Origin of the sequence: Streptomyces sp. NPDC050161 (assembly GCF_044460025.1) — a bacterium.
Lineage (GTDB): Bacteria > Actinomycetota > Actinomycetes > Streptomycetales > Streptomycetaceae > Streptomyces.
The window spans coordinates 123714-148164 of the sequence record NZ_JBITJM010000021.1; the positions used below are offsets into that span (position 1 = coordinate 123714).

Sequence of the window (24451 nt, forward strand, 5' to 3'; positions counted from 1 at the left end):
CCTCACGACCGCACCTCCCCGGCGCCGCGCATCTCCTCGCCCAGGCCCTGCCGCAACATCCGCTGTACCTGAGTCGGCGCCGGACGAACCCGAGGCGCCGCCACAGCCGCAACCCGCCTCCCCCTTCGCGGCAACCACCTCCGGCCGGCGACGGCAGCACGCTCCCGCCCGGCCCTCGCACCCCCACCGGCAGCAGCCCGCCCACCCGCGGCTGCGAACGCGACACCGTCCTCGATGACCACCCCGCCGTACAGAACACGCGACCGTGACTCCCGCACCGGCCGTCCACCGATCCGGCCACCACGCGGCTGCATCAAGCGCGACGCCAGCCCCAGCACGCAGTTGAGAAGACTGCGCCCGCCGATCTTGGCGTGCCGCACAGCCCACACCGCGGCGATCAGCAGCACCGGCGGCACCACGCCCAGAGACCGCCACACGGAGAACGTCTTGATCAACAGCCACGCCCCGGCGCAGGCCACACCGATCTGCGCCGGCGTGTACGGGCCGAACGGCAGCCTCCAGTCGCCGAGCTTCCCCTGCACCCACGGCATCCGCCGCGCCCGCGTGTACGAACGCCCCAGCCGCCCACCGGCCTCCGCGATGCTCACGAGACCTCACCCCCGGGCCCGCCGTGCGACGCCGTAGCCGCCGGCCCGAGGACCGGCTCACCACGGTCATCGACTTTGACCACCGCGGGGGCGGCAGACCCGACGCTGGTGATCTCGTCCTTGAACGCATTCGACAGGTCGGTCTGGGAGTTGTAGATGCCGAGGATGAGCACGTAGCCCAGGACCGCCCCGATGCCGGCCTTCACACTGAACCGCTGGCACACCCTGATGACGATCAGCAAGAGCAGCGCCAGCTTCAAACCGGCCTCCGCCCAGCCCGTGCCGATCCCGAAGAGGTGGTCACCGATGTCCTCGAAGGCACCGGCCAGCTGAACCGTCTGCATCACGCACCGCCCTTGCTCGAACCGCCGTTGATGCCCTCAAGACCGCTCTCCAGCGCCAGGACCTCCCACCGGCCCCCACGAGTGGCCAGGCGCAACGCATACGTCAACGGCCACTGCCGCCCCTGCCCATCGCGGGCCATGACGTGAGCGGAAACCCGCACCTGGCGGCCGTCGGCGCCGACCGGCCCGTCCGCAGCGGCCGAAGCGCTGATCCTCTCGGTGCGCACCTCGCTGTACGGGGCACCGAGCGACGGCAGAGCCACTCGTGGAGCCAGGTACCGATCCGCTCCGCCCGCACCGCCGAGGTAGGCAGCCAGGAATTGCGAGACCGTGGCCGACAAAGGAAAGCCCGGATCAACCTCCGCACCGTAGGGAGACGGCGGCACCGTCGCCGCCGGCAGGGCGGCCACCGTGGCAGGGGCATCGGTGACCACGAAGCTGTGGTCGTCACCGCGGAGGACCGGAACGCTGAAATACCGCACAACGGGCTCGCCGCTTTTCCCGTCCAGGAGCGCGGCCACTGTCACTGACCAGGCACCGACGTGAACCTGCTCGCTGCGAACCGCCCACACGCTGCTCGTGGGCGCCGGAGCACGGCCGAACGTCGGCAGAGCCACACCCGGTGCCATGGCTCGTACCGTCTTTTCCAGGTCCGTATGCGTCTGCGAAGAGCCTTCCGTTCCCCGAAGCCACAGGCCCACGAAGACCTCCGCGAAGCCCTGCGGGCCACCCGCCGACTGCGCGGCGGACTTCGTCGTCCCGGCCGGCGGGACGACGGGCGAGGGGCGGTTCGCTGCGGAGGAAACCCAGACGGCGACCAGGGCGAGCGGGCCGCACACCAGCGCGGCGACCGCGGAGGCGCGCACGAGGGACACGCGACGGTGACGAAGGCGCGAGACCTTCGATCCCGGAGACGAACCAGGTTGCCAGCCCGGCGGAAAGAGAAGGGGCATCGAAACTCCTCGGGTAGGGCGGGAATTGCCGTACCCGACTCTTCGCCCGGGGCCTTACCACGCTGGTTACCACCAGCACCCAGATGCCGTCACAAGCCCATCACGACTGCATGGTGAAGGCAGCGACACCTCGCGGTAAGCGCCAGCAGGCCCGCTTACCACGGTGCAGCGCCTGCTCACCGGCGGCCTCGGAGACCGCGGAACGCTCGGCCCATTGGCGGGTCGGCGGCGCGGCGGTCGGCCAACTAATCTCCCCTCCGGTGCAGGAGGCGGAGGAGGAGGCCGGTGTCACGCAGGTCCGGTAGAACCCGCTCGGCTCCCGCAGCGTGCAGCTGCGGCACGCTGCTGCGTCCGGATGCCACGGCGATGACCGGAACGCGGTTCGCGCGCGCGGCTTCGACATCGGCAGGGGTGTCCCCGATGACCACTGCCCGCTCGGCGGGAACGGGCGAGACACCGCCGGCGCGGGCCAGTGCCAAGCTCACGAGGGCGGAGCGGACTTCAGCGTCGTCCCCGTAGGCCCCTGCCGCCCAGTCGATGTGGGTATCCAGGCCGAAGACCTCCAGCTTGATGCCGGCCACCGCTCGGGTGTTCCCGCTCACCACGCTCTGTCGGATCCCGGGCTCGGCCGCCATCCGGTCGAGGGCCGCGGCGGCACCCGGCAGGGCGTGACCGCGCTCGCGTAGCTGCGGGCTGTGGTCGCGGTGGGCCTGGGCCAGCGCGGCAGCGAACCGTTGGAAGTCCCCACGGTTTGTCGCGATTCCGTGAAGTGCGGCGGTCTCCCGGAAGATGACGGGTTCGGTGATTCCCTCGACGGTGGCCTGCTCGCGCATCGCGATGCCCGTGGTTTCGGCGAAGGCGAGCGCGGACAGTTCGCGGCCCATCCCGCGCGTTGAGATCAGCGTGTGGTCGATGTCCCAGAGCACGAGCAGTTCCACGTCCCCACCCTCCCGGTGCCATGCGGACTCCCACTGTCACACGATCGGGATCGCGCGTAGGAATCCGAACCCACCCGGCCTAATTCCTTTGTAAGTACCGAGGGGATCCCTTAGCAGAGACTCGTACTATTCGAGTCGGGCCCGTCACGTCGCATGGGAGCTGGGCTCATTGAAGCTTCTGGCTAGACGGTGCGGGTGGGCCTCGAACTCGTGGTGGTGGCGGTCGCGTGGGCGCCGGACGGGTGCCTTTACATGATCAGGCGATTGACGTCTAACTACTTGAGACCGTCCCTGCGTGCGGCTGTCCACATTGGAGGACCTGTTCGCCTACGCCGACGCGGAGGGCGTTGAGCTGCGGATTGACGGGACCGAGGCGCAGGTCTGCCGCCCACGCACGGGCAGTTCCGGCCACGAGGCGTTCGAATCGGGCAAGAAATAGCAGAACACCATCAAGACCATCACGTTCAGCGACAGCCAGGGTCGGACCCTGTTCAGCGGGGTGGTCGGGTCAGGCCGGATGCACGACCAGACCGCCGTGCTTACCGAGGACATCGCCGAACAGTTCCGCTTGCACTCGAAGGTGAGGGCCGAGATCGATGAGGGCTACCGGGGTCTGGCCAATGAGTTCCTCGCCCAGGTCAGCGCCCCGCTGAAGAAGCCGAAGGACGATGTGCCGCTGGGCAAGCACCATGCCTGGTGGGAGCAGCGCCGCCGCCAGTCCTCCCGCCGGATCCGTGTGGAGCACACCAACGCCGAGCTCCAGCAGTGGTGCTCACCGCAACGGTTCACTGGCCGCCGCGATACCTACGCGGAGACCCACCTCGCGATCGCCAGTCTGGTCTCCGACTGCTCCGCACGCCGGGCGACCCGCCGCAAGACCAGCACCAGGGCCCGCAGGGTCAGGCTGCCCGGCAGACCCCGCGCAGGCGTCAGGCCACTCGGCTCGCCGCTCGGGCTCGGGATCAACTTGTACAGTTCATCCAGCATCCGCTTCTCTATCGCCTTGGCCCACTTCGACCTATCAGGCTCCGCAACACCGGATAGTCACGCACGTACTCGTCGTAGACGTTCTCGCACAGCGCGATCCAGTCCCACCGTGTGGTCCGAACCGTCGTCGTCCGGCCCCTAAAGCTTCAGAGTCTGGTCTTCGGACCAACTGCCGCGCTGCGGGCCCATCACAGGTCCATCCAGTTGCAGCGGCCCGTGCGTCCGTCGAGCGGCGCCCACACCGCTGCTGAGGCTCCGTGCTCTTCCAACTCCTCCAGTACTGCAGCCCCCGTGGGAACCTCGTTGGCGAACCGCTCAGTCAACGGATGTTCCTGGAGCATCGCCCGCAGATCGGCCACCCGCTGCGCCAATGCCCGCTCTCCTGCGCCGGTGAGGACGAACAGCAGCCGAGGGAAGACCGTATAGCTGCGCTGCCAGGACGCGAGTCCCGCCTGATCGACCGCTGCCCGTCGTCCGGGAGTGGCCGGTACGGCACTGTGGAACCGGGCGTAGGAGATCAGCTTCGACGCGAGCCGCTCCGACGACTCCGTCGCACGGTCCACCTCGACGAAGGCACGCAGTAGAGCCCGTTTGGGCGCCGTGCGCGTGTAGCGCATCAGCGCGTCAGCGATCAGCATCCGCTCGCCGTCCACTGCGCCGTCCCGCAGCGGATGGGCTACCTCGACGGTCCAGTCCAGTGGGCGGAACTCGTCCCCGCGGGCCTGGGCGTCATCGAGAAAGGCCAGTGCTGTGCGGGTCACCGTCAGCGTGTGAACTTTGCGGGTGCCCGCCAGCGCGGAGCGGTAGGGCCGGCGGCCGCGGAACTGCGGCCAGGTCACGACATCGCGGCGGCCCTCCGCAGAGAGAGCCCAGACGCTGGGCTCGTACCGGCGCCTGACCGACTCGGCCAGCCCTGCGGCGCGCAGAGTACGCAGGATGGCGCGAACGTACTCCGGGTGTGGCGTGGGCCGTAGCATCCGGTGCAACTGGTCCGTAGTCAGGGCTCGGTGCTGGAATAGGCACGCCATGACCTGATCTCGAACCGGCACGGTCGGCGAGGGGGCGTTCTTTGCGCAATTGGACATGGGCGGGCTCCTTGTTCGGCCGCAGCGATGCTGCGAGTGCGGACAGCCGCGCTGGAGCCGCGGCGTCGTCCTCACTCCACCCGGGGTGTTTACCGCCTGGCTTACCAACGCCACCCAAATGTGGTCTCGAAGCGGGAACACTGCCATTGTCCTGATTACCACGCAGGTCAGTCGAGTGGTAAGCAGGCGTGCTTGCGAGGAAGGAGGGGTGGTGGCTTTCCTATACCGGCCACCGTGCGGCTGTCTGGCCCACCGGTGCGGTCAACAAGCCCCTTTTACTAGGGGCCATGTCTCAGGCCCCTGCCTCCGGCTGGCTTGGTCAATCAGGACGTGCCGCGCGCCTCGGTAGCCGTCCTCACGCGGCTGGCCTTCCACCGCTTGTTCGGGGGGCCTTCTGGGCCCGAGGGGCCTTGTAAGAGTCAGGGCCTTTGAGTTCGGGTGTCCGCCCAAGGGAGAGGGCTGTTGAAGGAGTAGGCGTCGTCGTATCCGAGAGATGGAGCACCCTGCGCTGCATCCCGCATCTCCTCGACTGCGTCCGGGCCCCGGCGGATGTGCGCTGGAGCCCCCTTTGAGCACGTCCAGCCGCCACATCAGTGGATGCTGGCCTTGCTTGTTCGCGACAGTTATGGGGCGTTCAGTTCCGGCAGCATTCCAAAGGGCTCTGTCCGGGCCGCCTTGGGGACCGGGAACGCCGGCGGTGCCGTGGTGGTGGCACCGTTCATCGATCACCAGGGATGTCTTCCGGACTCCTCGATGATGTGCTCGGCAGCGAAGAGCTCGTCGTCCGCGGCCTGTGCCATCTCAACCTCAACCAACCATCGCAGCACCGGTGTCACACACAACCGCCGGACGACGGTTGTAATGAGCCTTGCAGCGCGGCATGCAACGAGCCTGGCGTCACGTGGCGTGGCCGAACGCCAATCCCGCAGGTCGGGGCGCCTGGTAAGCGTCCTCTCGGTCCCAACTTCCCTCCGTACGGCGACCTGTTGTGGTGGGGGATGGTGGTTGTGGTGTCGGTCTTGGAGGGGCGCTGCGCTGAGCTGTCCTCTGGCCGCCGGTGGGGCCCTGCCGGCATCGAGCTGGCCAGTCGACGACGGCCGGGCCATAGGCCATGGCGTCCTCGGCAGACCCGCAGACGGCTCAGAAGGCTGCGTACGCTCAGCCGCTTTTGAACACCGTGGCGAGCTCCAGCGGGTTCGCTTGCCCGTTCAATACCCGGAGTAAGGGGCGGTCGGTCAGGGTTTCCGCTCTTCGCCCGGGGACCTCGGTGACCTTGCACCGTTGGGGTTTCCGGTGCTTCGGATCACGAAGTCGCGGGGACTTCTGTCACGTCACTGCCGGACGCGTTCCGGTGGGTAGGGGCGCACCAGTCCCCCTTCGAGGTATGCGGTTTCACCGGTGGCGAGGGCTTGCAGCCCGACCAGTGCCAGCAGTCGCGCTGGGGTGGGGAGGCCGTTGATGATGCGCATGGTGGGCAGTACGCGGACGTCTGCGCGGGGGTCGCGGTATTTCAGGTGCCCAACGTCTGCGCGGGTCATCGGAGTGGTCGCCAGGACGTGTGTGATGACCTTCCTGCGACGTGTCTGTGAACGGGTCAGGACAACGCGTCGTAGAAGGGGGAGGCCGTCCGGGGCGCCGTGAAGGACGTCTTGGGCCGCCTGTTCGGGGGTCTGCCCGGTGTGCACGGTTCCGGTGGGCATCATGATGCTGCCGAGGAAGTCCACGACGGCCAGCGCGTCCACTCCGACCGGGATGAGCAGGGATACCCCGGTGATGGGTGGCCGCCAGTCTTCGTAGGGGGCTGTCTTCCGCGCAGGAGTGGGTGTGGTGGTGCGGGAGGCGGGGATGACGGGGGTCGTGATGGTGGACATCAGACCTCGCCTCTTACAGCGGCGACGATCTGCTGGAGGTGCTGGGGCCGGCTCGTACTGGGGATCGGGGCGATGTGGCCGCCGAGGTTGAGCAGCCAGCGCAGGGGCTCGGCGACCCCGTGGGCGTGGGCGAGGGTGCCGGCGTCGAGTGGCCGGTAGGGCACGTACGGGATGCGCATGTTCCAGCAGATCTCCAGGGCGGGGTCTGCGTGGTCGGTCATGTTGAGGACGTTTTGCACGGCCGCGATGGTCACGAGTGCGGAGGCGTCGAGGATGTTCTTCGGGGTGACCTTCGACAGTCCGATGTGGCCGATCTTCCCCTCGCTCTGGAGGGCCTGCATGACGGCGAGTTGGTCTTCGAGCGGAACTTCGGGGTCTATGCGGTGGAGGTAGCAGAGGTCGAGCCGGTCCAGGCGAAGGCGGCGCAGGCTCGCTTCGACGGCTGCCCGGAGGTAGGAGGGGTGGCCGTGCGGGGTCCACACGTTGGGGGCGGGTCGCAGCATGCCGACCTTCGTGGCGATCAGCACGTCCTCGGGGTACGGGTGGAGGGCGTCGTGGATCAGTTCCTCGACGGTGTGGGGGCCGTAGGCGTCGGCGGTGTCGATGTGGGTGATGCCGTGCGTGTAAACGGCCTGGCGGAGGACGCTGATGGCCTGGGGCCGGTCGAACGGGTCGCCCCAGGTGCCGGGGCCGGTCAGGCGCATGGTGCCGAAGCCGAGGCGGGAGACGGTCTTTCCGGCGAGGGGGAAGATGCCCGCGGGCGCTGTGGTGTTCATGCTGCGACCGCCTTGAGGGCGGTCTCGACGGCTTCGCGGATGGCGTCGGTCTTGCTGGCGGGGTCGCTGGTGACGCGGAGGTGGGGCAATTGGGCGTCGGCGAGTTGGGCGTGGACGTGGGTGTCGACCAGGGCGCGGTAGCGGGCGTCGTAGTCGTGGTGGGTGTCGACGGGGACGGCCGGGTCGAGCACGGTGGCGAGAAGGAGGTTGTACTTCTGGTGCTGCGTCGCCGCCAGGAGGCGCAGCAGGAATTCCTCGTCGGTCTCGGTGGATTCGCCTCGGTATTCGAGGGCTGCCGTGTAGTAGGCGTAGGCGTCGAACGCGCAGCGGTCGGCGAGGATGACCTGTGCGCCCTGGGCGGCGGCCACGATTTCGTCGGCGGTGGTCTGCGCCATGATCCACTCCGTGCTCGCCGCGGTGTGGTGCTGCATCTTCGGCAGGCCGAGGCCGGCGGCACGCCTGGCGAAGCGGCCGGTGCGGGTCACGGCGATGTCGTGGGCGCGCAGCTCCATTTCGATCCGCTTGAGCAGGAGCGTCTTGCCGGTGGAGTGGGTGCCGAGCACCCCGATACGGATAGGGGAAGGGTGTTGGTTCACCACAGGGTGGGGTCCTTGTCTGGTTCGGGGGCGCCGGGCAGGCCGGGCGGCACGGCCGCCGCGGCGAGCTGGTCCCAGGTGTCGAAGTGGTCGGCCATGGCGATCAGGAGCTGCGCCGTGGCGTAGGCGTCGTAGGTGGCCCGGTGCCGTCCGGTGGCGGGGGCCTGCGACAGGTCGGGCTGGACGTGGTCGATCAGGGCGTCGAGGGAGTACTTCGGCAGGCCGGGGTAGACGGCCTTGGCCAGCCGGAGCGTGTCGAGGACTCCGGCCGGCTGCCATTGCGGCAGGTGCGCGGTCAGCACCCGGTAGTCGACGTGGGCGTGGTGGGCGCAGATCCACGCGCCGCCGAGCAGCGCGTGGACCTGGGCGGCGATCTCCTCCCAGCCCGGCGCGTGTGCCAGCCGCTCGTTGGTCAGGCCGTGGACGCGCGCGGCGAACGGGGTGACGGGCCGCCGCGGTTGGGTCAGCCACGCGCCCGCCGTGCTGGTGTCCGGCCGGCCGTCGCGCACCGGCAGCGCGGCGACCTCGACGAGGTCGGGCGGGTTGGCGCCGTTGCCTTCGACATCGACAACGAGCAGCGGGGGCCAGGAGGAGAAGTTCATGGCGTGGGTGTTCCGTTCTCCGCCGGCCAGCCGATCGGGGCGCGGCCGTGCCGGCGGTAGTGGTGGGGCTTTGCGCGGTCGTGGCACTGGTAGCCGTAGCCGTGCTGGAGGTAGTAGCGCGGCGGCTCGTCCAGTCCCTCGACGATGATGGCGCGGTCGTCGATCTCCACGGGGCCGGTGGCGCCCAGGTCGCGGGCGTCGGCGGTGACCTCCGCGAGATCCGGCTTGATCCAGGCCGACTTGCACAACGCGATCTGCTCGGCGGGGCAGATGTTGCACAACTCCCGGATGCCGTAGTGGCCGTTGTAGTCCGCCTCACCGTGCGCGTAGGCCACAGCGCACGAGGTCTTGCGGAACAGCGCGCCCCACGGCGCCGACGGGCTGTCCGGGGTGCGGAAGTAGTCGAGGATCCGCTGCTCGGCCGCCTCGGGCATGATCTTGCGCCGGGCCGTGTCGTCGTACGGCAGCGGCAGGCCGTGCGCTTCGTAGTAGGCCGCGATCTCGTTGCGGAAGAACAGGCCGGTGAACACCGTGGCGTGAGCGTGCTTTGACAGTTCGCGGGCGCGGGCCAGGTGGGCGTCGGTGTCGTTGAGGCCGGGCACGATCGGCCGCCAGTACAAGACGGTGCGGTAGCGCTCGGCGTGCTCGTGCAGGGTGCGCAGGCTCTCGGCGGCGATGGCGGAATCGACAGGCTCGATCCGGTCGTCGCTGATGCCGGAGTGCGTCACCAGGACGGTCAGGCGCACGTTTTCGAAGGAGTTGAGGCGGGCGCAGTCCTCTTCGGTGACGCGCCAGCGGGTGATGACCAGGACATGGTTGGTCAGACCCTGCCGGTCCAGGTCCCCCAGCACGTTGAACAGGTGCGGTTTGACGACCGGCAGCATCGGGTCCGTGGCCCGGTTCAGAAGCTGGATGGGGGTGGTGTCCGGAAGGAAGTAGCGGTGGCCGACCAGTGCGCTGACGGCGGCTTCGTCGTCCATCAGACGGCGGGGCACCTTCATCTCGAAGTTGCTGAAGAGGTGCCGGACGCAGTAACCGCAGTCGAGCGGGCAGCCGACGATCCAGTTCAGCGATAACCCCGACTTGCGGTACTCGATCACGTCGGCGAGCCCCGGCTCCAGGCGGCTGATCTGGTCAGCGGGCATGATCGGAAGGGCGCGTCGGGTGCCGATGGCGGGAGTGCTCATCATGGTCTCCTGGAAGGTCAGGCTTCGGCGGGCGTGCTCTGCGCAGGAACGTCCGGGGTGAGGAGGGCACGGCGGCCGGCGCCGTACCAGGTGCCGAAATCGCGGCGGGCCGCGTCCGGATCGTCGGAGGTGTGCACCAGGTTCCGCACGAGGCGCTTCCCGATGAGCGCGGCGTTGAGGCTGTCGTTGCCGAGGTCGCCGCGGATCGTGCCGGGCGCGGCGTGGGTGGGGTCGAAATGGCCCAGCAGGTCCCGCAGCCGGGCATGCACGCCCGGCTCGCCGTGGGCGAGGGCGAAGGTGACCTGGCGCCCCGTGTATGCCTCATCCAGGCACGCGGGGATGTCCCGGTCGGGGAACCAGTCGGCGTCCACGAGCAGGTCCCAGTAGTGCACGTGGGCCTGCCAGGGCTGCACGGTCACCTCGCACCGGTTCGTGACCACAGCGCCCTCGGCAGCGATCCGCTCCAGCACGGCATCGACCAGCCCGCGCGCGACCGCGTCCGGCTTGCACAGGATCACTGAGCAGCGGGTGAAGTCGGAGATCTGAAGGGCGCGGCCAGGGCCGTACCAGGTGCCGAAGTCACGGCGGGCCGCGTCCGGATCGTCGGAGGTGTGCACGAGATTGCGGATGAGCCGCCCCTCGCGCGTGGCGGCCGGGAGGCTGTCGTTGCCGAGGTCGCCGCGGATCGTTCCGGCCACGGCGTCGGTGGGGTCGGTGTGTCCGATCAGGCGCCTGAGGCGGGCGTGGATGTCGGGGCCGCCGTGCGCGAGCGCGACCGTGACCGGCTGCCCGGCGTATGCGGCATCGATGCGCGCGGGCAGGTCCGGCGGGAAGCGGCCCGGGTCGGCCAGCATGTCGCGGTAGGCAACGTGGGCCTGCCACGGCTCAGCGATCAGCTCCGTGCGAGCACACACGGAGACGCCCGCGCCCTCGATCCGCTCCAGCACAGCATCGACGAGCCCGCGCGCGACCGCGTCCGGCTTGCACAGGACGACGGCCCAGCGGGTGAAGTCGACGCCCTCGACGACGGCGCCGGACGGCGGCTTGCGGCTCATCGTGCACCCCCGGCGGGCGCGCAGGCAGCCCAGCGGTGCCCGAGGAGCCAGCGCAGCCCCGGGAGCAGTGCGGCGAGCACATCGGGGCTCACGGCCGGAACCTCGTCGTGCGAGATCTGCCGGTAGACCTCGAACAGCAAAAGAACCTGTTGCCAGTACGCGTCGACGTCGAGGCCGGCGATGTCGTCCGCGCTGTAGTGGGCCTTGTTGGCGCGCAGCAGCTCTTCGTGTTCGAGGACCTGAGCGACGGTGGCGGGGGTCGTTTCCGCCGGCATGGACGGAAACGGGAAGTACTGCGGGCGCCGCACCTGGGCCTCGTAAAGGACCCGCTCGACGCGCTCGGCGTTCACCTCGTTGACGTGAGCCGAGCCGATGACGTGGGTGTACGAGCCGAGTTCCAGCCCGAGTTGAACGGCCGCGTACTCCTGGATCACCGTGAAGCTGAACACGTCGGACAGCAGCCCGCAGTCGAGGTCGTTCGCCCGCATGTGGCACACCATGTGCAGGCGCCCGTCACGCACGAGCAGGTGCAGCCCGGCCAGGCACGCCATGTCCGGGTTGTCGGCGATGGCCAGCTCGGCGGCGGAGAACACGGGAAGGTACCCGCGCTTGCTGTCGGTCTCCGTGCGCAGCAGCTCCAGAACCCGGTCGAACGGCGAGAGCGTGTCGCCGTCGGCGGGGTTGAAGAGGGTGTGACCGTACGCGGATCCGCCGAGGCTGATGCCGTCGGCCGAGTTCGCGTGCATGGACGGCGCGTAGTAACCGATCATCTCCAGATCGCGGCGGCCGGAGAGGTACCAGAGGGCTTCGGCGTACTGGAAGACGGGATTCGCCTTGCGGGCGGCCAGGTAGGGGAGGCGCTGACGGGGGTCGGGGAGGCGGAAGCCGACACCGATGACCTCGCGTGCGCGGTTCCCGCGGGCGTCGATGCGGTGTTCGTAGTCGTAGGAAGCCAGTTTCAGCAGGGCCAGGTAGGCCCCTTCGACGCTGTGGTAAGTGGGTGCGATGAGCATGGACGTCTCCAGGTCGATGCCCAGCCGCGGGCGCGGCGGGGAGGAAATCGTTCCTTGCGCCCCGGTTCAGGGGACTTGCCTCACTCGGCGAAGGGGGCGGGAAGCCTGCCGCCCGCGCCGGGTCCTGCGCCCGCCCGATCTGCCGGCCCCGGAGGACACGGCAGGCGGGCGGCAGTTCGGGTGCGACGAGCGGGCCGAGGCCATGCGCCTGATGGTTGAGTTGTGCCGCCAGGACGGCGGCCGGAGCGGTGTGCCTTCGGCAGGCACCGAGATGCTGGCGGGGCCTCCGAGACAACCAGCCGGGGGCCGCCTGCGGCCGTTGACGTGCAGGGTGTGCACGGGCTGTGCAAGTCCTGCAAAGCACTTGCGGTCTATGGGCCGGCGCTGAGGTAGTTCCAGCACCAGCCGAGGTGTACGGCGTGGGGGGAGTTCTTGGCGCCCATGCGCTTCAGCAGCCCATAGCGGCGCGCGTGGGTGTTCATGGTTTCGCCCGCCGCTATCAGCCGCAGATACCGCACGTCCGCCTCGCAGAGGTCGCACCGGGGCGGGCCGTTGTCCGCGGTGAGATATCCACGCGCGTGGGAAATGTGCACCAGCGCAGGAGAATTGCAGGCATCGAACTTACGCCGGAGAGCGGTTGTGCATCTGTTCAGCACGGAGGCAGACAGGTTGAACGACAGCGCCATCTGCCTGGTGGTGTAGCCACTCGCCAGACAGATCAGGACGTCCTTTTCCCGTTGCGTCAACTCAACGGAGGGAGGCTTCATGAGGCGACTCCACGGTGGTGACCGATGCGGTCCTCCTGTGCGGACTCGTCGGCGACAGGGGGGAATTGGACGAGGTGGCGGTGGGGTTCGTCCGCCTGCTCGATGGCGGCAGCCAGCAGCCGAGCCGTCTCCGCGCTCACGGTGGCGAGAGTGATCTCGTGGTCGCCGGGGCATCGCGAGCAGACGGGGTCGGCGGAGGCCCCCACCCGGCGCCCGGCGATCTCGGTCAGGAGATGGGACAGCTTCTCGGCCAGGGTGTCCAGCTCGGCCCAGCCGCCCTGGTCGAGGCCGGCAACGCAGCAGTCGCCGCCGTGCAGCACCTCGACGAGGGTGATCGCATCTGTCGCGCTGATGTTCCCGATCGAGACATCGCGCTCGCCACGGCGGATGCACAGGTTCTCCGCGTCGATGCCGGCCGACGTCAGGGCGGTGCGCAGGCGGTGAGCTGCCGCGTCCGGTTCGGGCAGGCTGCGGATCAGCAGCTCCGTGAGGCGGTGGGCGCACTGGGCGGACTCCAGGTCGAACCGCAGCGCAGGGTCGAAGGGGCGAATCAGGGTGACCTGGGCGTGGATGCCGTGGTCCCACAGGTCACGTTGCAGCGCACCGGCCACGTCCGGCGCGGGCAACGCGCTCACGTCATCGTGGGCAAGCGGCAGCAGCCCATCGCGCACCGCGAAGCTCACCGACACGGCGGGCTCACCGGCGGTCCACCCGATCCGCTCCCAGAACGAGATGAGGCCCGCTGCGCCCAGCGCGGTGCCCAGCGCCTTGCACGCACGGCTGCGCTCTTCCTGGACATCGCCCGGCAGGAGTCCTTGGGGTGTCGTCATCGGTGTTGGCTGTCCCGTTCGGGCGCGGTGGTCGCGTGGTCGGACCATGCCGTGAGCGGGTTGATGTAGAGCCCCGGGCCGAAGGCACCGTCCTCGTCGTGGCGCAGGAAGCGCTGGTCCAGCAGCCGCTGGCACCCGCGCATCAATTCCTTGCTGCTCAGGCCGTGCGCCCAGGCCAGGACGCCGACGGGCAGCGCCGCGTCGGCGCGGTAGTAGCCGGAGATGATGCGGTCACGGATGGTCTGGTCGAGCAGCAGGTCGTGGGGGTGCAACTGGTCCGGGGCCAGGACCAGGGCGCCGGCTATGCCGGGAGTGCTCGTGGCCACAACCCCTTCGGTGTCCAGGGTCCGCAGTGCGGTGCGCACGTCCAGGGCGGTCTGCCGCAGCGTGCATGCCAGCTCGGTATCGCTGGGGAGACGGTCGCCCGGAGAATAGGAATCCTGGATGTGCCGGCGCAGGGCCGCCAGCGCCGAGGCGAGGCGCGCCGAGGCATCATCGCCCACAAAGTGGGCTGATTTGAGGGTGCTCGCGCTCATCGGGCAGCCTCCGTGCGCCTGCTCGATCGGAAGTCGCCGCCCCGCTTTCGCATCGCCGTGCCCGACTCCGTCAGCGCCCTGTGTACGCAGCCGTATGACCGCCCGGAGCGTTCGGCCAGGGCACGGATGGAGTGGCCTGCGTCATAGGCGTCGACCACGGTCTCCACGAACTCGTCCCGCAGTTTGCCTGTGATCACCGTCCTCCTGGGGAGGACAGGAACGGCACGGAGGAGCTCGGGATCAGGAACAGGTGAGGTGGACATGGTCTCCTTCAAGGTCAGTTCGGTGTGGAAGCTCGTGGTGGGAACGGAAGCCGGTCAGTGGTGGGGGCCGCTCGCGCCGATCGCGTACAGCACGCCGATCACCGTCAGCGAGTGGACGCCCTGGGCCCACAGACCGCTGCTCCGGAGGGCACACAGCGCCCGGACGAAGTCGCCTCGCTCGTTGGTGCGTTGGCCGACGGGCATGTCGTCTCCCCTCGTGAGGAGCCAGGGACGCTGGCCGGTCGGAGCGGCGGGGTCAGCCCAGGCGTCCTGTGATGTGGATGGGCCCGGAGTGATGCGGGGGCGGGGTGGGCGACGCCGTTCCGTGGGACGCGGGCACCGCCGGGGCCGCGTCCGGTGTGCCCGCGAAGTAGGCGTAGACGAGGGCGGTGGCGAGGACCGTGAGGCTGGCACCGACGCCCGCGGCCCTCACGAGCGGCTTCTTCTGCTCCCACCAACTCGGTTTGGGGCGGGTCCAGATCAATTCTTCGGTTTCCACGGAGGTCCCAGGTCAGGCGAGGTGCGGATCGGATATGGAAGCGGTGGAACGGGCCGGCCGTCAGGCGGCGAGCGTCAGCTCGCGGCGCAGGATGCGGCGGCTGAAGACGGCCAGGACGAGGACGTGGTCGGACGCCGCCAGGACGTCCTCGTTGATGACGACACGCACGCGCTTCAGCGCCGCAGCGAACTCGGGCGTCGCATACATCCTGTCGATCCGCAGCATCGGCCCCTGGTCCCGCCGCCACAGGGAGGCCGTGGGCGCCAGCGCCTCGCGCTGACCGAGGACGGTCGCGGCGTACCGGGCGAGGTCGATGAACAGCGGCTGCCCGTTGTGCTGGCGGGTGAGGATTTCGTCCGGCCGGGTGTCGGTGACCCACTGCCCGTCGCGGTGGATGGTGCGGTGCTCGACGTGCGTGCGGTCGTGGACCCTGTCCCACTTGACGAAATGAACGCCCTTGTCGCCGGAGTTGAAGCCGCCGGCGACGAGAGTGGCCTTGCCCGGCGAGCGCAGGGTGGTCACCCGTCGCGATTCCTTCGCGCGCTGGTCTCCGCAGTAGTAGCAAAGATGCGTCGAGTTGAAGGAGATCTCCTTCTCGGCGCCGACAAGGCGGACGAGCGCGCTGCACAGGGGAATCGTCATGCCGTTGGCGTGCTCGGGCTCTGCGACCGGGGCGAACAGCAGCGGGTTGGTGTAGATGCCGGTCGCGTTGCCCGAGTCCGGATTCGGCGGGGCAAGGAAGGAGGTGAAGGCCGGCCCGTGCTCGCCGCCCAGCACCCTCGCCTCCGCCAACGCGGCCCGCTTCCCCTTCAAATGGGCCCCGGTCAGCTCCTGGCGGAGCAGGACGTCGATGCCCAGCTCGCTGAGCACACGCATGCCATGTTCCCGGCGGTGGCTGTCGCCGTTGTGGTCCTGGCCGTTGCGCTCAAAGTTCCATGAGGCGACAACGATCTCGTCATCGTCGAGCTTGGTCAACGCTCCCCCTGGGATCGGGTGTTGGTGTTTTCGCGGGTGGGCGGCGCGCCTCGTACGGTGGCGGCCGGGTGGTTCTAGGCCGCAGTCATCAGGTCGTCCAGGGCGACGGTGGTGCAGCCGTGCAGGGTGACGACATCGCGCACCGCAAGAGTCCAGCGGAAGCGCGGATCACCGAAGGACACCTGGTCGAAAGGGTCGCCGCCGGCTGGAGAGAGCGGTCGGAGGGTGGTGCGGTCGTGCACGATGCCGCCGACACCCCACAGCGGCGCTGAGCGCACCAGCGCCAGCGTGTATCCCCGGCGCAGGTGCGGGCAGTCCCGCACGGCCTCCCGGGCGCACGCTGCGTGCACCGGAGGGGACGTGGTCCGCTCGCCCTCGCGGATCGGGTGCCCGTCCGGGGCGCGGACCAGAAAAAGGAAGCGCTCCTCCTGCCGGTCGTAGCTGGCGTCGTACGTCGTGCCACCGCAGATCTGGCAGAACATGTGGGACATGCACTGCCGCTGGCGCAGGGCATGCACGCCGTCCAAGGTCGGTTCGCCGGTCCCGCGGACGGCCGGCATCCGAGCCCACAGCGCGCCGTGGCGGACATCGACGCTGGTGACCTCATCGGTGTAGCCGAGACGGGCGCGGGCACCGTCGTAGCGTCGCTCGAACTTGCCGGGCCGCCGCACCTCACGGGACCACGGCGCGACGTACGGAACACGCAGGCCATTCCAGTAGAACTGCGTAGGGCTCATGCGGCGCTCGCCTGCTGCGCCTCGACGGCGGGCCGGTGCGGCGCGATGACCTGCCCGTCCGGCAGAAGCTCGCCGGTGTCCTCGAAGAGCAGGACACCGTTGCAGAGCAGGCTCCAGCCCTGCTCCGGGTGCTGGGCTACCGGGTGCGCGGCTTCCCGGGCGGCAGAGTTGGCGGGCGGGCAGGGCGGTTGATGCTGGCACACGGGTAACTCCTCATGAGCAGTTCGGTTACGGGTGGCCGGCCGCCCTCCCCACGAGGGCGGCCGGGGCGCCCGCTGACCGCGACCGCCGCACGGGGACGGTCGAGGTCAGCGGCGCCGCACCCCCGCCGCGAGCAACCGCGCGCCCAGCGCGGGCTCAGCGGTTCGGGGCCCGCTGGCAGCCATCTCCGCGGGGGACCAAGGGGGAGCAGTGCAACCCCACGGAGATGGCGGTCGGAAATCTCGGGGATCGCCGGATGCAGCCCGCCGACGGCGGAAGGAGGGCTGCCCGGCGATTGGTTAGGGGGAGAGGGCGGCGTACTTGCGGGCGAGCCAGATCAGGACGGCGGCGACGAAGGCGAGCACGCCGATGGCCTGGAAGAGCCCGAATCCGCAGCTCCGGTCCACCGCCTTGCCTGCCTTGAGACGGTTGCGCCGGCCGGTCTGGATGGGATGCCGCACTGCCCACCGCAATCGCGGGAGACGCTTGTGAGGGTGTGGGGGTGCGGTCGCACCGAGGTCAGGCACGTGGACCACCTGCTCCCAATGACATCTCCACCTCGAACAGTTCTGCCTGGATGAGGAGCTCCGCGACGGCTCCGGCCAAGTCGTGCGCGTGGCGGACCGCCGACTCCAACCCTGGCCCCGGCCCCTTGTGCCGCTCTCGCTCCGCTCTGGTCAGCGCGCGCTGGCACACGGTGTGTCTTTCGCTGCGAGGAGGGAGAGTTTCGAGGCGGCTACGGGCGTACGGCCACAAGGTGGAGAGATGATTGCCGAGCAAGTTCGTGATTCCGCTGAGGGTGGCGAGTTCCGGGTAAACGCCGTGCGTGCGCCAGGACTTGGCGACCAGAACGCACTCGCGAATCCGCTCGGATGAGAAGCCGGCCTGTGCGCGACCATCAAGAGCGAAAGACGATTGATGCTCATGCGGGTTCTGCCGCTGGCTGATGCTGGCCAGGCAGGTGGCGCTTGCGGCGCCGGATGCGCCAGTGGGGGCGTTCATATGGGGTGCTCCGCTCGTCGAGTAGCTGCCTGGAAGAGCGAACCGCTTAACCGGGGCGATTGGCATGGGGTCAAGGGGCTGGAGGTGATCAAGGTGGTCAAAGATCATCGGCAGTTGCCCAGCGACGAGTTGGCCTTGTCGGATCGCTTCCGGCTGGTTCTGTCACTTAGGTAACCGCCCGGTGGCAGTCCGCGGGTACCGTGGGAAGGCGGACATCGTGAAAGCCGTGAAAGAGCTGTCGGAGCGGTCGGGAGACTCGCTATGCCGTCTAACCCGCGGACGCCAAATCTCAAGCTCGCCGGGCTACTTGACCAGGCGGAATGCCAGCGCCAGGAACTCGCGAGGGCGATCAACCGGATCGGCAACCTGGTGGGCGTGCCGCTGAATCTGACCGGTCAGGCCGTATCGAACTGGGTCAGCGGAGCAAATAATCCAAAAGACCAGGTCAAACCCCTGTTGATGGCCGCGCTGTCGGAGAAATGCGGTCGTCCGATTACCCACGAGGAAGCCGGGCTCACACCGTCGGTGTCTGCCGAGGGGGAGCAAAACCTCGACACTGTCGAGCAGTTGCTCAACCTTGGAAGGGCGGACATGGATCCATCCCGACGCGGCGTGCTCGCCGCAGGCGTGTTCTCCGCGGCGCTCGCCGTACCGGTCTTCGGTGCCGCGGCCGAAGCGCATGCCGACGAGCCCGTATCGCCGGGCAAAGCCACGACCCGCATCGGGGCCTCGCAGGTCGCCAGCGTGCGCCGCACAACGGGCCGGATCGCGGACATCCTCGACGAGGACGGAGCCGGTCACGCACGCCCGATGGCTGCGGCCTACCTCGTCAACACTGTCGCTCCCTGGCTGCGTGCCCAGGCCGCGAGCGAGGTCGCGGCCGACATGAAAGCTGCCGCTTCTGACCTGACGTACCTGACGGGGTGGATGGCGATGTACGAGAAAGACCACGCCGCCGCCCAGCGCTGGTACCTCAAGGCCCTCGACCTGGCCGACGACGCCGGCGACCACGTCACCTACTGCCGCACCCTGCGTGGCATGTCGTTGCAGATGACGAGCCTGCGCCACGGAGTGAAAGGCTTGGAGTTCGCCGACTGCGCCGCTGAAGCGGCCCCTTCAGCGGGTCCGCGACTGGTTGCGTTTCTACGTGGGCAGCAGGCCCACGCAGCCTCCATGGTCAAGGACAAGCGCCAGGCTCACATCCGGCTGCGCGAGGCCGAAGACGCCCTGTCGAAGGCCGACAGCCGAAGGGACGCGGTGGGCGGCTACGACCGGACGGCGTGGCTGTTCCACGTCTCGCATGTCCTGGTGGAGGAGAACGATCTCGTGGGGTCGATCAAGGCGCTGAAGGACTCGATCGCAGTGCAGCCGGCCCAGGAGCGGCAGGGCCGGGTGCATTCTTACGCGCTGCTTGCGCAGCGCCAGTTGCTGCTGGGGCACGTCGATGCTTCGGCCAGGTCGTGGGGCCGGTTCCTCGACGAGTACGAGCAGGTTTCCTCCGCGAGAGGAGATGATCATTTCGAGACGATGCGTAAGGAGATGCGGCAACATCAAAAGGTCTACGCAGTGCGGGAGTTGCGTGAGCGGGCGCGTGAGGTAGCCGCGCTGAAGGCGTAGACGTGAAGCCCCCAGGGGGCTGCCTCGAGTTCTCCAGGGGCGGGGTCGGGGCGACTTTTCGCCACCTCGTCTCCACCTGGCGGTAATTGAGCGTTACGTTTTTCCCGCGCCCGCCCCTCGGTCTGGTTAGCGGGCGGACAACGTGGTCAAAGATCATTTTCAGTGGCGGGGGTGAAGGATGGCGCATGAGAGAAACGAGCGGCTGGCCGAACTTCTCCTGGAAGCTAGCTGGTCACGGGCGCAGGCAGCCGCCGCGTACAACCGGGTCGCCGCCGAGACGCTGAACGGCGGGGTGCTGGAGAACTCCAAGATCGGGCGCTCCCACGTCAGCATGTGGGTGGGAGGAACACGCCCGACGGGAATCGCCCCGGCTATCTTGTGCCAGGCGCTGTCCCGTCGTCTGAAGCGTGAGATCACGCCGCAAGAGGCCGGGTTCGCAGCTTCCACCTCACCAGCGCAGGAGGCGTTGGACTGGCGAGTCGATCCGTTGATCGCGCTGAACGACTTGGGGAGTGGTATGGACCCGGACCGGCGTCGGCTGTTGACGGGCGGGGTGTACTCCGCGGCGGCCCTCATCCTGCCGGATGAGACGTGGTGGGACACCATGTCGCGCCCGCCGGCCGAAGAGCCATCGGCGGGCAAACGCGTCGGCCGCGGCGACGTCGAGACCGTACGAGAGCTGACCCAGGCGTTCTCGCGCATGGACCAGCGGCGCGGCGGAGGCCACGGCAGGCGGGCGGTCGACGAGTACCTGAAGTACGAAGCTCAGGACTTCCTCCGGGGCCGGTTCGCCGACGACGAGACCCGGCGCGCGATGTTCTCGGCGTCCGCGGAGCTTGCCTACGTGTCGGGCTGGATGGCCTTCGACAACAGCGAGCACACGGTCGCACTCCAGCGCTTCAACACCGCGGTGAAGCTGGCTGCCCGGTCCGGCGATGCACCCCTGAGCGGGCACATCTTGCGGGCCATGGCGCACCAGGCGCTCGACCTGGGCTTTCGGCGCGAAGCCCTCCAGGTCGCACAGGCTTCAGTACGCGGCGAGCGGTACACGGCCGCAACCCCCCGCGAGCGGGCACTGCTGGGCGTGGTGCACGCGCGGACCCTCGCTGCGAACGACCGCAGGGAAGAGGCGGCGCGGGCTCTGCTGCGGGCGGAAGACGACCTGTCGAATGCCCACGAAGGGATCAGGGAGCCGGACCGGACGTTCTTCTTCGGCGAGGCGTCCTTGGCGCACGAGACCGCATGCACCCTGCGGGATCTCGGTGATCATCAGCGGGCGGTCAAGGAGTTCCGGCGCTCCGTGCGCACGCGCGGAGCTGCGTTCCGGCGCACTCACGCGGTCACCCTCGGGTATATGGGCGCGGCGCAGATCGCCCAGGGCGGCGTCGAGGAAGCGTGCGCAACGTGGACCAACGTCCTGGACGCGATGGAAGACGGGATCTACTCCGGCCGCGCCCGGCAGAGGGTCGTCGACATGCGGCACCTGCTGTCCCCCTACCGCAAGCGCGGCATCCCCGCAGTGGGCGTGCTCGACGCCCGCGCGGCCTCATACCTGGCCCAAGTAGGTTGAGTCAGACGTGCTGATGAGGCTGAGTTGAAGGTTGGGGCCATGGTGTTGGAGATCAAGCCGATCGGGGAAGTCGTCGCGGGCCGTACCGAGGTCGCCGATGACTACTGGGGCGGCGTCGAGTCGGTGATCCAGCTCGACGAGGCCGAGTTCCCCCTCGACTCCGTGCAGGGCCTGGAGGAGTTCTCCCACCTGGTGGTCGTGTGGCACTTCGACCAGGCATCGCCTGATGATGTCGAATACCACGCCCGCAGCCCGCGAGGGAACACGCAATGGCCGGCCACGGGGACGTTCGCACATCGTAACCACCGGCGCCCCAACCAACTGGCACAGAGCTTCCCGCGCCTGCTGGAAGTGGATGGCCTTCGACTCCGGGTGACCGAACTCGACGCGGTCGTGGGCACGAAGATCTACGACGTGTCGCCGTTCTTCACCGAGATGGGGCCACGCGGCACGGTCCACGAGCCCACCTGGCCTGGCGAGATGCTGGCGGAATACTGGGCGGACAAGGGCTGACGCCCCCTATCACGGCGTCTCCAGCTGTCCCGCCATGGACGCGAATGCGTCCTACGCAGGATTTCCGTCTCTGACTCCCGAGCCCTTCTCGCATGCGTGGGGGCGTTCAGTTCCATCGGGCCAGCCACAGCTCAGGAATTGGCGGACGTCAGCAGCGAGGGCTGCCAGCTGTTCACCACCCTCCACCCACGTGGTGACAGCGGCTTCCCAGGAGGCAGCGATGGTCCCGGGACGGAACGTCCAGGTCAGGCCGATGTGCCCGCCGGACTGGAAGATGGCGCGTAGCCCGAGGTGGGGCGTGCTCCAGGTGCGCTCGCCGTCCCAACCGCGGAAATCCGCAACCAGCCGGTCAAGGAAGGCGGTGACATCCTCGCGGTCCCAGACCGAGGTTTCGACCGCGTCGAGGCGGGCCTGCAGCCCGTCGGCACGGACTTCAACTGCGAAGCTGGTGCTGTAGTCATCGGGAAGGTGGTGGTCGAAGAGCCTGACCCACGTGGTCGGGTCGTCCTGGCAGCGGACGGTGACTTCCAGGGATGCGCAGGTATCGGGGTTGTGCTCAGTCATCCGGTCAAGGGTAGACATCTGCGGGTTGACGGTCACGGCAGTTTGTGCTGGTGGAAGGGCATCTGGGATCGTCGCGGTCAGCGGGATAGATCGGGGCGACCCCGGGAGCCGAGTGGCCGGTCGGGCCTGGACCGACGCCACGGTGAACCGCCGCCGAGGCAGATAGATCCCGCGCGCTGGCCGTTGCCGGGCACTCTTCTCCGTTCTGTTGCCTACTCCGGCTTGTAGGGAGCCGGTGGCCCGCTCGACCTCCGTCATCACGAAGGCCCGCTCTCGGGCGGTGAAGTGCTCCTTGAAGGCGGTGCGACGCTCGGTGGGAGGCAGGCGCAGGAGGACGTCGGCGACGTTGGCGGCGTCGCGGGAGATGACGCCGGGACGGGCGCGTTGCAGCTGGGACGCCGAGGGTGCCACGCGGGTGCGTGTCGGCTGGGCGGGCTGCGTGCGGGACATGCCGGGACGGTGCCGCTCGGGCCTGGTTTGTGTCGCGGTCTGGCCGGGTGCCGTGCTCTGACACCCGGCCAGACCGGAGGCCGGCACGCGGGGCGTGCGTGCCGGAGAACTGGGCTGCGCCCGGTCTGCGGCGCCGTGGGGGGAAGGGTGCCGCACTTACCTGTACGTCGAAGAGACCGATTCCGTTACACGGCGGCCGGACGGACGGCTGCCCCGGTCTCTTCATGCATGGGGCCGGAGTTCGGTGTCAGTCCTCGCTGGAGGCGCGGCGGCGGGAGGTCAGGATCAGGCCGGCGCCGGCAGTGAGGGCGACGGCGGTGCCACCGACAGCCCAGGGGGTGGCCGGGCCGGCCCCGGTGGAGGCCAGTTGGGCGCCCGAGGAGCTGACGCTGGAGGTCGCTACGGCGGGCTTGGTGTCGGTGGTGCCGTGGGGATCCTTGGCAGCCTTGGCGCCGTCCGGCTTCTCCTTGCCGCTGTCGGTGGCCTTGCCGTCCGTGGACTCGTGGCTGTCCTTGGCGTTCTCGTCCCCCTTGCCGTCCTTGTTGTTCTTGCTGTTCTTGTCCTTGGCGGCCTCGGCCTCGTCCAGCTTGCGGGCCTCGTACTGGCCGATGTCCAGGAAGTGGCGGACGTCCTCGGCCTTGCCGCTTCGCAGCGCCTCCTTGGCGGCTTCCCTGACGTGGGGGCCGCCGGTCGAGAGGATGCGGAGTGCGCTGATGCGGTCATCGGTCTTGCGGGCTGCGTGCTGGCCCGACTCAAGGAAGCGCGTCCGGTCCTCGGGGCTGCCGTCCATGGCTGCCTGCGCGGCGTCGTAGAGCACGCTTCCCTGCTTGGCCGTGTGGATGATGCGGGCGATTTCGACGGTGTTGTCCTCGTCGCGCGCCGTGTACTGGCCGACCTCCAGGAACTCGCGGAGGGCTTCGTGGGTGTCCTTCCGCAGCGCCTCAAGGGCGGCCCTCCGCACGCCCTTGCCGCCAATGCTCGAGATCTGAACGGTGCGCAGCCTGTCGTCCGCGAACTGGGCCAGTTCGTAACCCTCCTTCAGGAAACGCACGCGGTCCTCGGCAGAACCGTTCATGGCTGCCTGCGCGGCTTCGTAGACCTTGCTGCCGGGCTTGGCCTTGTTGATGATCTTGAGGATGGCGAAGCGGTTGTCCTCGTCGGTTTTCGCGTTCCCTTGCGTGTCCGACTTCGCGTCTGGTGCGGTGTCAGGGGCGGAGTTGGCCGGTGAACTTGCGGCGTCGGCGGCGACGGCCGGAGAAGCGAACAGGACGGCAGGCGCGATTGCGGCAGCCGCGACGACAGATGAAATACGGGACAGCTTCACGCGTACCCCCACTTTCCCTGGAAAGAAGCAGTAAATAACGTTTAAAGTGTAGATGAGTGTGAAACTTCGCTGTCAGGGGGCGGCGTCGATAGGGAGGCTTCGCGGTCGATGCGTGGACGGGCGCGTCTCGATCGGCCCTGTTCATCGCTGCTATGGCAGGGCAAAGCTGTCAAGAGGTCGCCCAGAGCTGATATCAGTTCAGCACGCCCGGACCGGGCCAGATCAGCTGAGATGGCGTTCGGCATTCACCGTCGTCGAACCGCATCCGGTGAGAAACCGACTCGCAGCGTGCCTCAAACGGGCTCAAACGATCTGGGCGCTGTGGGGCACAGCCCGAGTCGCGAACCAGATCCTGTGAGACGGGGCAGACGGTGCCTGAGTGCAGCGAAGGCACCGTAATTACTTGGTGGTGTGGGGTTGATGTTCTTACTCAAGGCGCCTGATCCGCCGGAACCCGCCTACCGGAAGCCGCACGGAGCCGTTTCCCGTACGCCGCTGTCACCGGCATCGGCCACGACAACGCACACGGCCGGGCCTCGCGTCCGCGGAGGTGCGGAGCGCGAGGCCCGGCCGTGTGCGTGGCAGGGC

The 24451-nt window shown here is 68.8% G+C and carries 30 protein-coding genes and 1 pseudogene; 5 read left to right on the plus strand and 26 right to left on the minus strand.

Annotated features, from left to right (window positions below; all coding sequences use genetic code 11):
• Positions 1 to 2: 2 nt before the first annotated feature.
• From ACIBK8_RS28570 to ACIBK8_RS28585, 4 genes are all read right to left on the minus strand, one after another.
• Positions 3 to 608, minus strand: coding sequence for a hypothetical protein (locus ACIBK8_RS28570; RefSeq protein WP_399044771.1), 606 nt, complete (start codon positions 606 to 608; stop codon positions 3 to 5).
• Positions 605 to 952, minus strand: coding sequence for a hypothetical protein (locus ACIBK8_RS28575; protein WP_399044773.1), 348 nt, complete (start codon positions 950 to 952; stop codon positions 605 to 607). The genes ACIBK8_RS28570 and ACIBK8_RS28575 overlap by 4 nt, the downstream gene beginning before the upstream one ends.
• Positions 952 to 1905, minus strand: a complete 954-nt coding sequence (locus tag ACIBK8_RS28580; protein WP_399044775.1) for a conjugal transfer protein — start codon at positions 1903 to 1905, stop codon at positions 952 to 954. The genes ACIBK8_RS28575 and ACIBK8_RS28580 overlap by 1 nt, the downstream gene beginning before the upstream one ends.
• A 245-nt stretch (positions 1906 to 2150) precedes the next feature.
• Entirely contained in the window at positions 2151 to 2843 is a 693-nt protein-coding gene (locus tag ACIBK8_RS28585; protein WP_399044777.1) for an HAD family hydrolase, read from the minus strand.
• A gap of 295 nt (positions 2844 to 3138) precedes the next feature.
• Here ACIBK8_RS28585 and ACIBK8_RS28590 point away from each other — a divergent pair, with 295 nt between their 5' ends.
• Both ACIBK8_RS28590 and ACIBK8_RS28595 read left to right on the plus strand, forming a co-directional pair.
• Complete coding sequence (locus ACIBK8_RS28590; protein ID WP_399044779.1) at positions 3139 to 3282, plus strand: hypothetical protein; 144 nt, start codon at positions 3139 to 3141, stop codon at positions 3280 to 3282.
• Between the two features lie 78 nt (positions 3283 to 3360).
• Complete coding sequence (locus ACIBK8_RS28595) at positions 3361 to 3972, plus strand: hypothetical protein (protein WP_399044781.1); 612 nt, start codon at positions 3361 to 3363, stop codon at positions 3970 to 3972.
• Between the two features lie 46 nt (positions 3973 to 4018).
• On the opposite strand, the gene ACIBK8_RS28600 is transcribed toward ACIBK8_RS28595, so the two are convergent.
• The 20 genes and pseudogenes from ACIBK8_RS28600 to ACIBK8_RS28695 form a co-directional block, all read right to left on the minus strand.
• Complete coding sequence (locus ACIBK8_RS28600) at positions 4019 to 5062, minus strand: replication-relaxation family protein (RefSeq protein ID WP_399044782.1); 1044 nt, start codon at positions 5060 to 5062, stop codon at positions 4019 to 4021.
• A gap of 1184 nt (positions 5063 to 6246) precedes the next feature.
• Entirely contained in the window at positions 6247 to 6786 is a 540-nt protein-coding gene (locus ACIBK8_RS28605) for a hypothetical protein (RefSeq protein ID WP_399044784.1), read from the minus strand.
• The gene (locus ACIBK8_RS28610) at positions 6786 to 7562 is read right to left on the minus strand and encodes an aldo/keto reductase (RefSeq protein ID WP_399044786.1); all 777 of its coding nucleotides are present in this window, start codon (positions 7560 to 7562) and stop codon (positions 6786 to 6788) included. Before ACIBK8_RS28610 ends, ACIBK8_RS28605 begins: the two co-directional genes overlap by 1 nt.
• Complete coding sequence (locus ACIBK8_RS28615; protein ID WP_399044788.1) at positions 7559 to 8158, minus strand: AAA family ATPase; 600 nt, start codon at positions 8156 to 8158, stop codon at positions 7559 to 7561. The genes ACIBK8_RS28610 and ACIBK8_RS28615 overlap by 4 nt, the downstream gene beginning before the upstream one ends.
• Positions 8155 to 8760: an exonuclease domain-containing protein gene (locus ACIBK8_RS28620; protein ID WP_399044790.1), complete on the minus strand. Its 606-nt coding sequence runs from the start codon at positions 8758 to 8760 to the stop codon at positions 8155 to 8157. Before ACIBK8_RS28620 ends, ACIBK8_RS28615 begins: the two co-directional genes overlap by 4 nt.
• Positions 8757 to 9947, minus strand: a complete 1191-nt coding sequence (locus tag ACIBK8_RS28625) for a radical SAM protein (protein ID WP_399044792.1) — start codon at positions 9945 to 9947, stop codon at positions 8757 to 8759. Before ACIBK8_RS28625 ends, ACIBK8_RS28620 begins: the two co-directional genes overlap by 4 nt.
• 17 nt (positions 9948 to 9964) lie before the next feature.
• The gene (locus ACIBK8_RS28630; protein ID WP_399044793.1) at positions 9965 to 11002 is read right to left on the minus strand and encodes a nucleoside-diphosphate kinase; all 1038 of its coding nucleotides are present in this window, start codon (positions 11000 to 11002) and stop codon (positions 9965 to 9967) included.
• Complete coding sequence (locus ACIBK8_RS28635) at positions 10999 to 12015, minus strand: thymidylate synthase (RefSeq protein WP_399044794.1); 1017 nt, start codon at positions 12013 to 12015, stop codon at positions 10999 to 11001. Before ACIBK8_RS28635 ends, ACIBK8_RS28630 begins: the two co-directional genes overlap by 4 nt.
• A 371-nt stretch (positions 12016 to 12386) precedes the next feature.
• A complete protein-coding gene (locus ACIBK8_RS28640) occupies positions 12387 to 12608 on the minus strand; it encodes a hypothetical protein (protein WP_399044825.1) in 222 nt (73 codons plus the stop codon).
• 3 nt (positions 12609 to 12611) lie between these two features.
• Positions 12612 to 12782: pseudogene (locus ACIBK8_RS28645) on the minus strand (LuxR C-terminal-related transcriptional regulator); the annotation flags it as partial.
• Entirely contained in the window at positions 12779 to 13612 is an 834-nt protein-coding gene (locus ACIBK8_RS28650; protein WP_399044796.1) for a hypothetical protein, read from the minus strand. The gene ACIBK8_RS28650 and the pseudogene ACIBK8_RS28645, both read right to left, overlap by 4 nt.
• The gene (locus ACIBK8_RS28655) at positions 13609 to 14148 is read right to left on the minus strand and encodes a GntR family transcriptional regulator (protein ID WP_399044798.1); all 540 of its coding nucleotides are present in this window, start codon (positions 14146 to 14148) and stop codon (positions 13609 to 13611) included. Before ACIBK8_RS28655 ends, ACIBK8_RS28650 begins: the two co-directional genes overlap by 4 nt.
• The gene (locus ACIBK8_RS28660; protein WP_399044799.1) at positions 14145 to 14411 is read right to left on the minus strand and encodes a helix-turn-helix domain-containing protein; all 267 of its coding nucleotides are present in this window, start codon (positions 14409 to 14411) and stop codon (positions 14145 to 14147) included. The genes ACIBK8_RS28655 and ACIBK8_RS28660 overlap by 4 nt, the downstream gene beginning before the upstream one ends.
• A 54-nt stretch (positions 14412 to 14465) precedes the next feature.
• Complete coding sequence (locus tag ACIBK8_RS28665) at positions 14466 to 14615, minus strand: hypothetical protein (protein ID WP_399044801.1); 150 nt, start codon at positions 14613 to 14615, stop codon at positions 14466 to 14468.
• A 52-nt stretch (positions 14616 to 14667) separates the two neighbouring features.
• The gene (locus ACIBK8_RS28670; RefSeq protein ID WP_399044802.1) at positions 14668 to 14910 is read right to left on the minus strand and encodes a hypothetical protein; all 243 of its coding nucleotides are present in this window, start codon (positions 14908 to 14910) and stop codon (positions 14668 to 14670) included.
• Between the two features lie 60 nt (positions 14911 to 14970).
• Positions 14971 to 15885 (minus strand): endonuclease/exonuclease/phosphatase family protein, encoded by a 915-nt coding sequence (locus ACIBK8_RS28675; RefSeq protein WP_399044804.1) that lies wholly within the window; start codon positions 15883 to 15885, stop codon positions 14971 to 14973.
• A gap of 74 nt (positions 15886 to 15959) precedes the next feature.
• The gene (locus tag ACIBK8_RS28680; RefSeq protein WP_399044805.1) at positions 15960 to 16622 is read right to left on the minus strand and encodes a hypothetical protein; all 663 of its coding nucleotides are present in this window, start codon (positions 16620 to 16622) and stop codon (positions 15960 to 15962) included.
• Positions 16619 to 16825, minus strand: a complete 207-nt coding sequence (locus tag ACIBK8_RS28685; RefSeq protein ID WP_399044807.1) for a DUF5999 family protein — start codon at positions 16823 to 16825, stop codon at positions 16619 to 16621. The genes ACIBK8_RS28680 and ACIBK8_RS28685 overlap by 4 nt, the downstream gene beginning before the upstream one ends.
• A gap of 297 nt (positions 16826 to 17122) precedes the next feature.
• Positions 17123 to 17284: a hypothetical protein gene (locus ACIBK8_RS28690; protein ID WP_399044808.1), complete on the minus strand. Its 162-nt coding sequence runs from the start codon at positions 17282 to 17284 to the stop codon at positions 17123 to 17125.
• A gap of 58 nt (positions 17285 to 17342) precedes the next feature.
• A complete protein-coding gene (locus ACIBK8_RS28695) occupies positions 17343 to 17825 on the minus strand; it encodes a DUF6415 family natural product biosynthesis protein (RefSeq protein ID WP_399044810.1) in 483 nt (160 codons plus the stop codon).
• A gap of 261 nt (positions 17826 to 18086) precedes the next feature.
• On the opposite strand from ACIBK8_RS28695, the gene ACIBK8_RS28700 reads away from it, so the two are divergent.
• From ACIBK8_RS28700 to ACIBK8_RS28710, 3 genes are all read left to right on the plus strand, one after another.
• Positions 18087 to 19442 carry a hypothetical protein gene (locus ACIBK8_RS28700; RefSeq protein ID WP_399044811.1) on the plus strand — a complete coding sequence of 452 codons (1356 nt, stop codon included), beginning with the start codon at positions 18087 to 18089 and terminating at the stop codon, positions 19440 to 19442.
• A gap of 178 nt (positions 19443 to 19620) precedes the next feature.
• Positions 19621 to 21012 (plus strand): Tat pathway signal protein, encoded by a 1392-nt coding sequence (locus ACIBK8_RS28705; protein ID WP_399044812.1) that lies wholly within the window; start codon positions 19621 to 19623, stop codon positions 21010 to 21012.
• A gap of 39 nt (positions 21013 to 21051) precedes the next feature.
• Complete coding sequence (locus ACIBK8_RS28710) at positions 21052 to 21525, plus strand: TrmO family methyltransferase (protein WP_399044814.1); 474 nt, start codon at positions 21052 to 21054, stop codon at positions 21523 to 21525.
• A 51-nt stretch (positions 21526 to 21576) separates the two neighbouring features.
• Here the strand turns inward: ACIBK8_RS28710 and ACIBK8_RS28715 are convergent, their stop codons facing one another.
• Together ACIBK8_RS28715 and ACIBK8_RS28720 are read right to left on the minus strand one after the other, a co-directional pair.
• On the minus strand, positions 21577 to 22539 hold the full coding sequence (locus tag ACIBK8_RS28715) for a DUF6228 family protein (protein ID WP_399044816.1): 963 nt from the start codon (positions 22537 to 22539) through the stop codon (positions 21577 to 21579).
• Between the two features lie 247 nt (positions 22540 to 22786).
• The gene (locus ACIBK8_RS28720; protein WP_399044817.1) at positions 22787 to 23863 is read right to left on the minus strand and encodes a hypothetical protein; all 1077 of its coding nucleotides are present in this window, start codon (positions 23861 to 23863) and stop codon (positions 22787 to 22789) included.
• Positions 23864 to 24451: the final 588 nt, after the last annotated feature.

Bases quoted from the DNA above. Each gene is read 5' to 3' on its own strand.
- ACIBK8_RS28575 (WP_399044773.1), bottom strand. From the start codon at position 952: ATGCAGACGGTTCAGCTGGCCGGTGCCTTCGAGGACATCGGTGACCAC.
- ACIBK8_RS28580 (WP_399044775.1), bottom strand. From the start codon at position 1,905: ATGCCCCTTCTCTTTCCGCCGGGCTGGCAACCTGGTTCGTCTCCGGGA.
- ACIBK8_RS28595 (WP_399044781.1), top strand. From the start codon at position 3,361: ATGCACGACCAGACCGCCGTGCTTACCGAGGACATCGCCGAACAGTTC.
- ACIBK8_RS28600 (WP_399044782.1), bottom strand. From the start codon at position 5,062: ATGGCAGTGTTCCCGCTTCGAGACCACATTTGGGTGGCGTTGGTAAGC.
- ACIBK8_RS28605 (WP_399044784.1), bottom strand. From the start codon at position 6,786: ATGTCCACCATCACGACCCCCGTCATCCCCGCCTCCCGCACCACCACA.
- ACIBK8_RS28610 (WP_399044786.1), bottom strand. From the start codon at position 7,562: ATGAACACCACAGCGCCCGCGGGCATCTTCCCCCTCGCCGGAAAGACC.
- ACIBK8_RS28620 (WP_399044790.1), bottom strand. From the start codon at position 8,760: ATGAACTTCTCCTCCTGGCCCCCGCTGCTCGTTGTCGATGTCGAAGGC.
- ACIBK8_RS28625 (WP_399044792.1), bottom strand. From the start codon at position 9,947: ATGAGCACTCCCGCCATCGGCACCCGACGCGCCCTTCCGATCATGCCC.
- ACIBK8_RS28630 (WP_399044793.1), bottom strand. From the start codon at position 11,002: ATGAGCCGCAAGCCGCCGTCCGGCGCCGTCGTCGAGGGCGTCGACTTC.
- ACIBK8_RS28635 (WP_399044794.1), bottom strand. From the start codon at position 12,015: ATGCTCATCGCACCCACTTACCACAGCGTCGAAGGGGCCTACCTGGCC.
- ACIBK8_RS28650 (WP_399044796.1), bottom strand. From the start codon at position 13,612: ATGACGACACCCCAAGGACTCCTGCCGGGCGATGTCCAGGAAGAGCGC.
- ACIBK8_RS28655 (WP_399044798.1), bottom strand. From the start codon at position 14,148: ATGAGCGCGAGCACCCTCAAATCAGCCCACTTTGTGGGCGATGATGCC.
- ACIBK8_RS28660 (WP_399044799.1), bottom strand. From the start codon at position 14,411: ATGTCCACCTCACCTGTTCCTGATCCCGAGCTCCTCCGTGCCGTTCCT.
- ACIBK8_RS28665 (WP_399044801.1), bottom strand. From the start codon at position 14,615: ATGCCCGTCGGCCAACGCACCAACGAGCGAGGCGACTTCGTCCGGGCG.
- ACIBK8_RS28680 (WP_399044805.1), bottom strand. From the start codon at position 16,622: ATGAGCCCTACGCAGTTCTACTGGAATGGCCTGCGTGTTCCGTACGTC.
- ACIBK8_RS28695 (WP_399044810.1), bottom strand. From the start codon at position 17,825: ATGAACGCCCCCACTGGCGCATCCGGCGCCGCAAGCGCCACCTGCCTG.
- ACIBK8_RS28700 (WP_399044811.1), top strand. From the start codon at position 18,087: ATGCCGTCTAACCCGCGGACGCCAAATCTCAAGCTCGCCGGGCTACTT.
- ACIBK8_RS28705 (WP_399044812.1), top strand. From the start codon at position 19,621: ATGGCGCATGAGAGAAACGAGCGGCTGGCCGAACTTCTCCTGGAAGCT.
- ACIBK8_RS28710 (WP_399044814.1), top strand. From the start codon at position 21,052: ATGGTGTTGGAGATCAAGCCGATCGGGGAAGTCGTCGCGGGCCGTACC.
- ACIBK8_RS28715 (WP_399044816.1), bottom strand. From the start codon at position 22,539: ATGTCCCGCACGCAGCCCGCCCAGCCGACACGCACCCGCGTGGCACCC.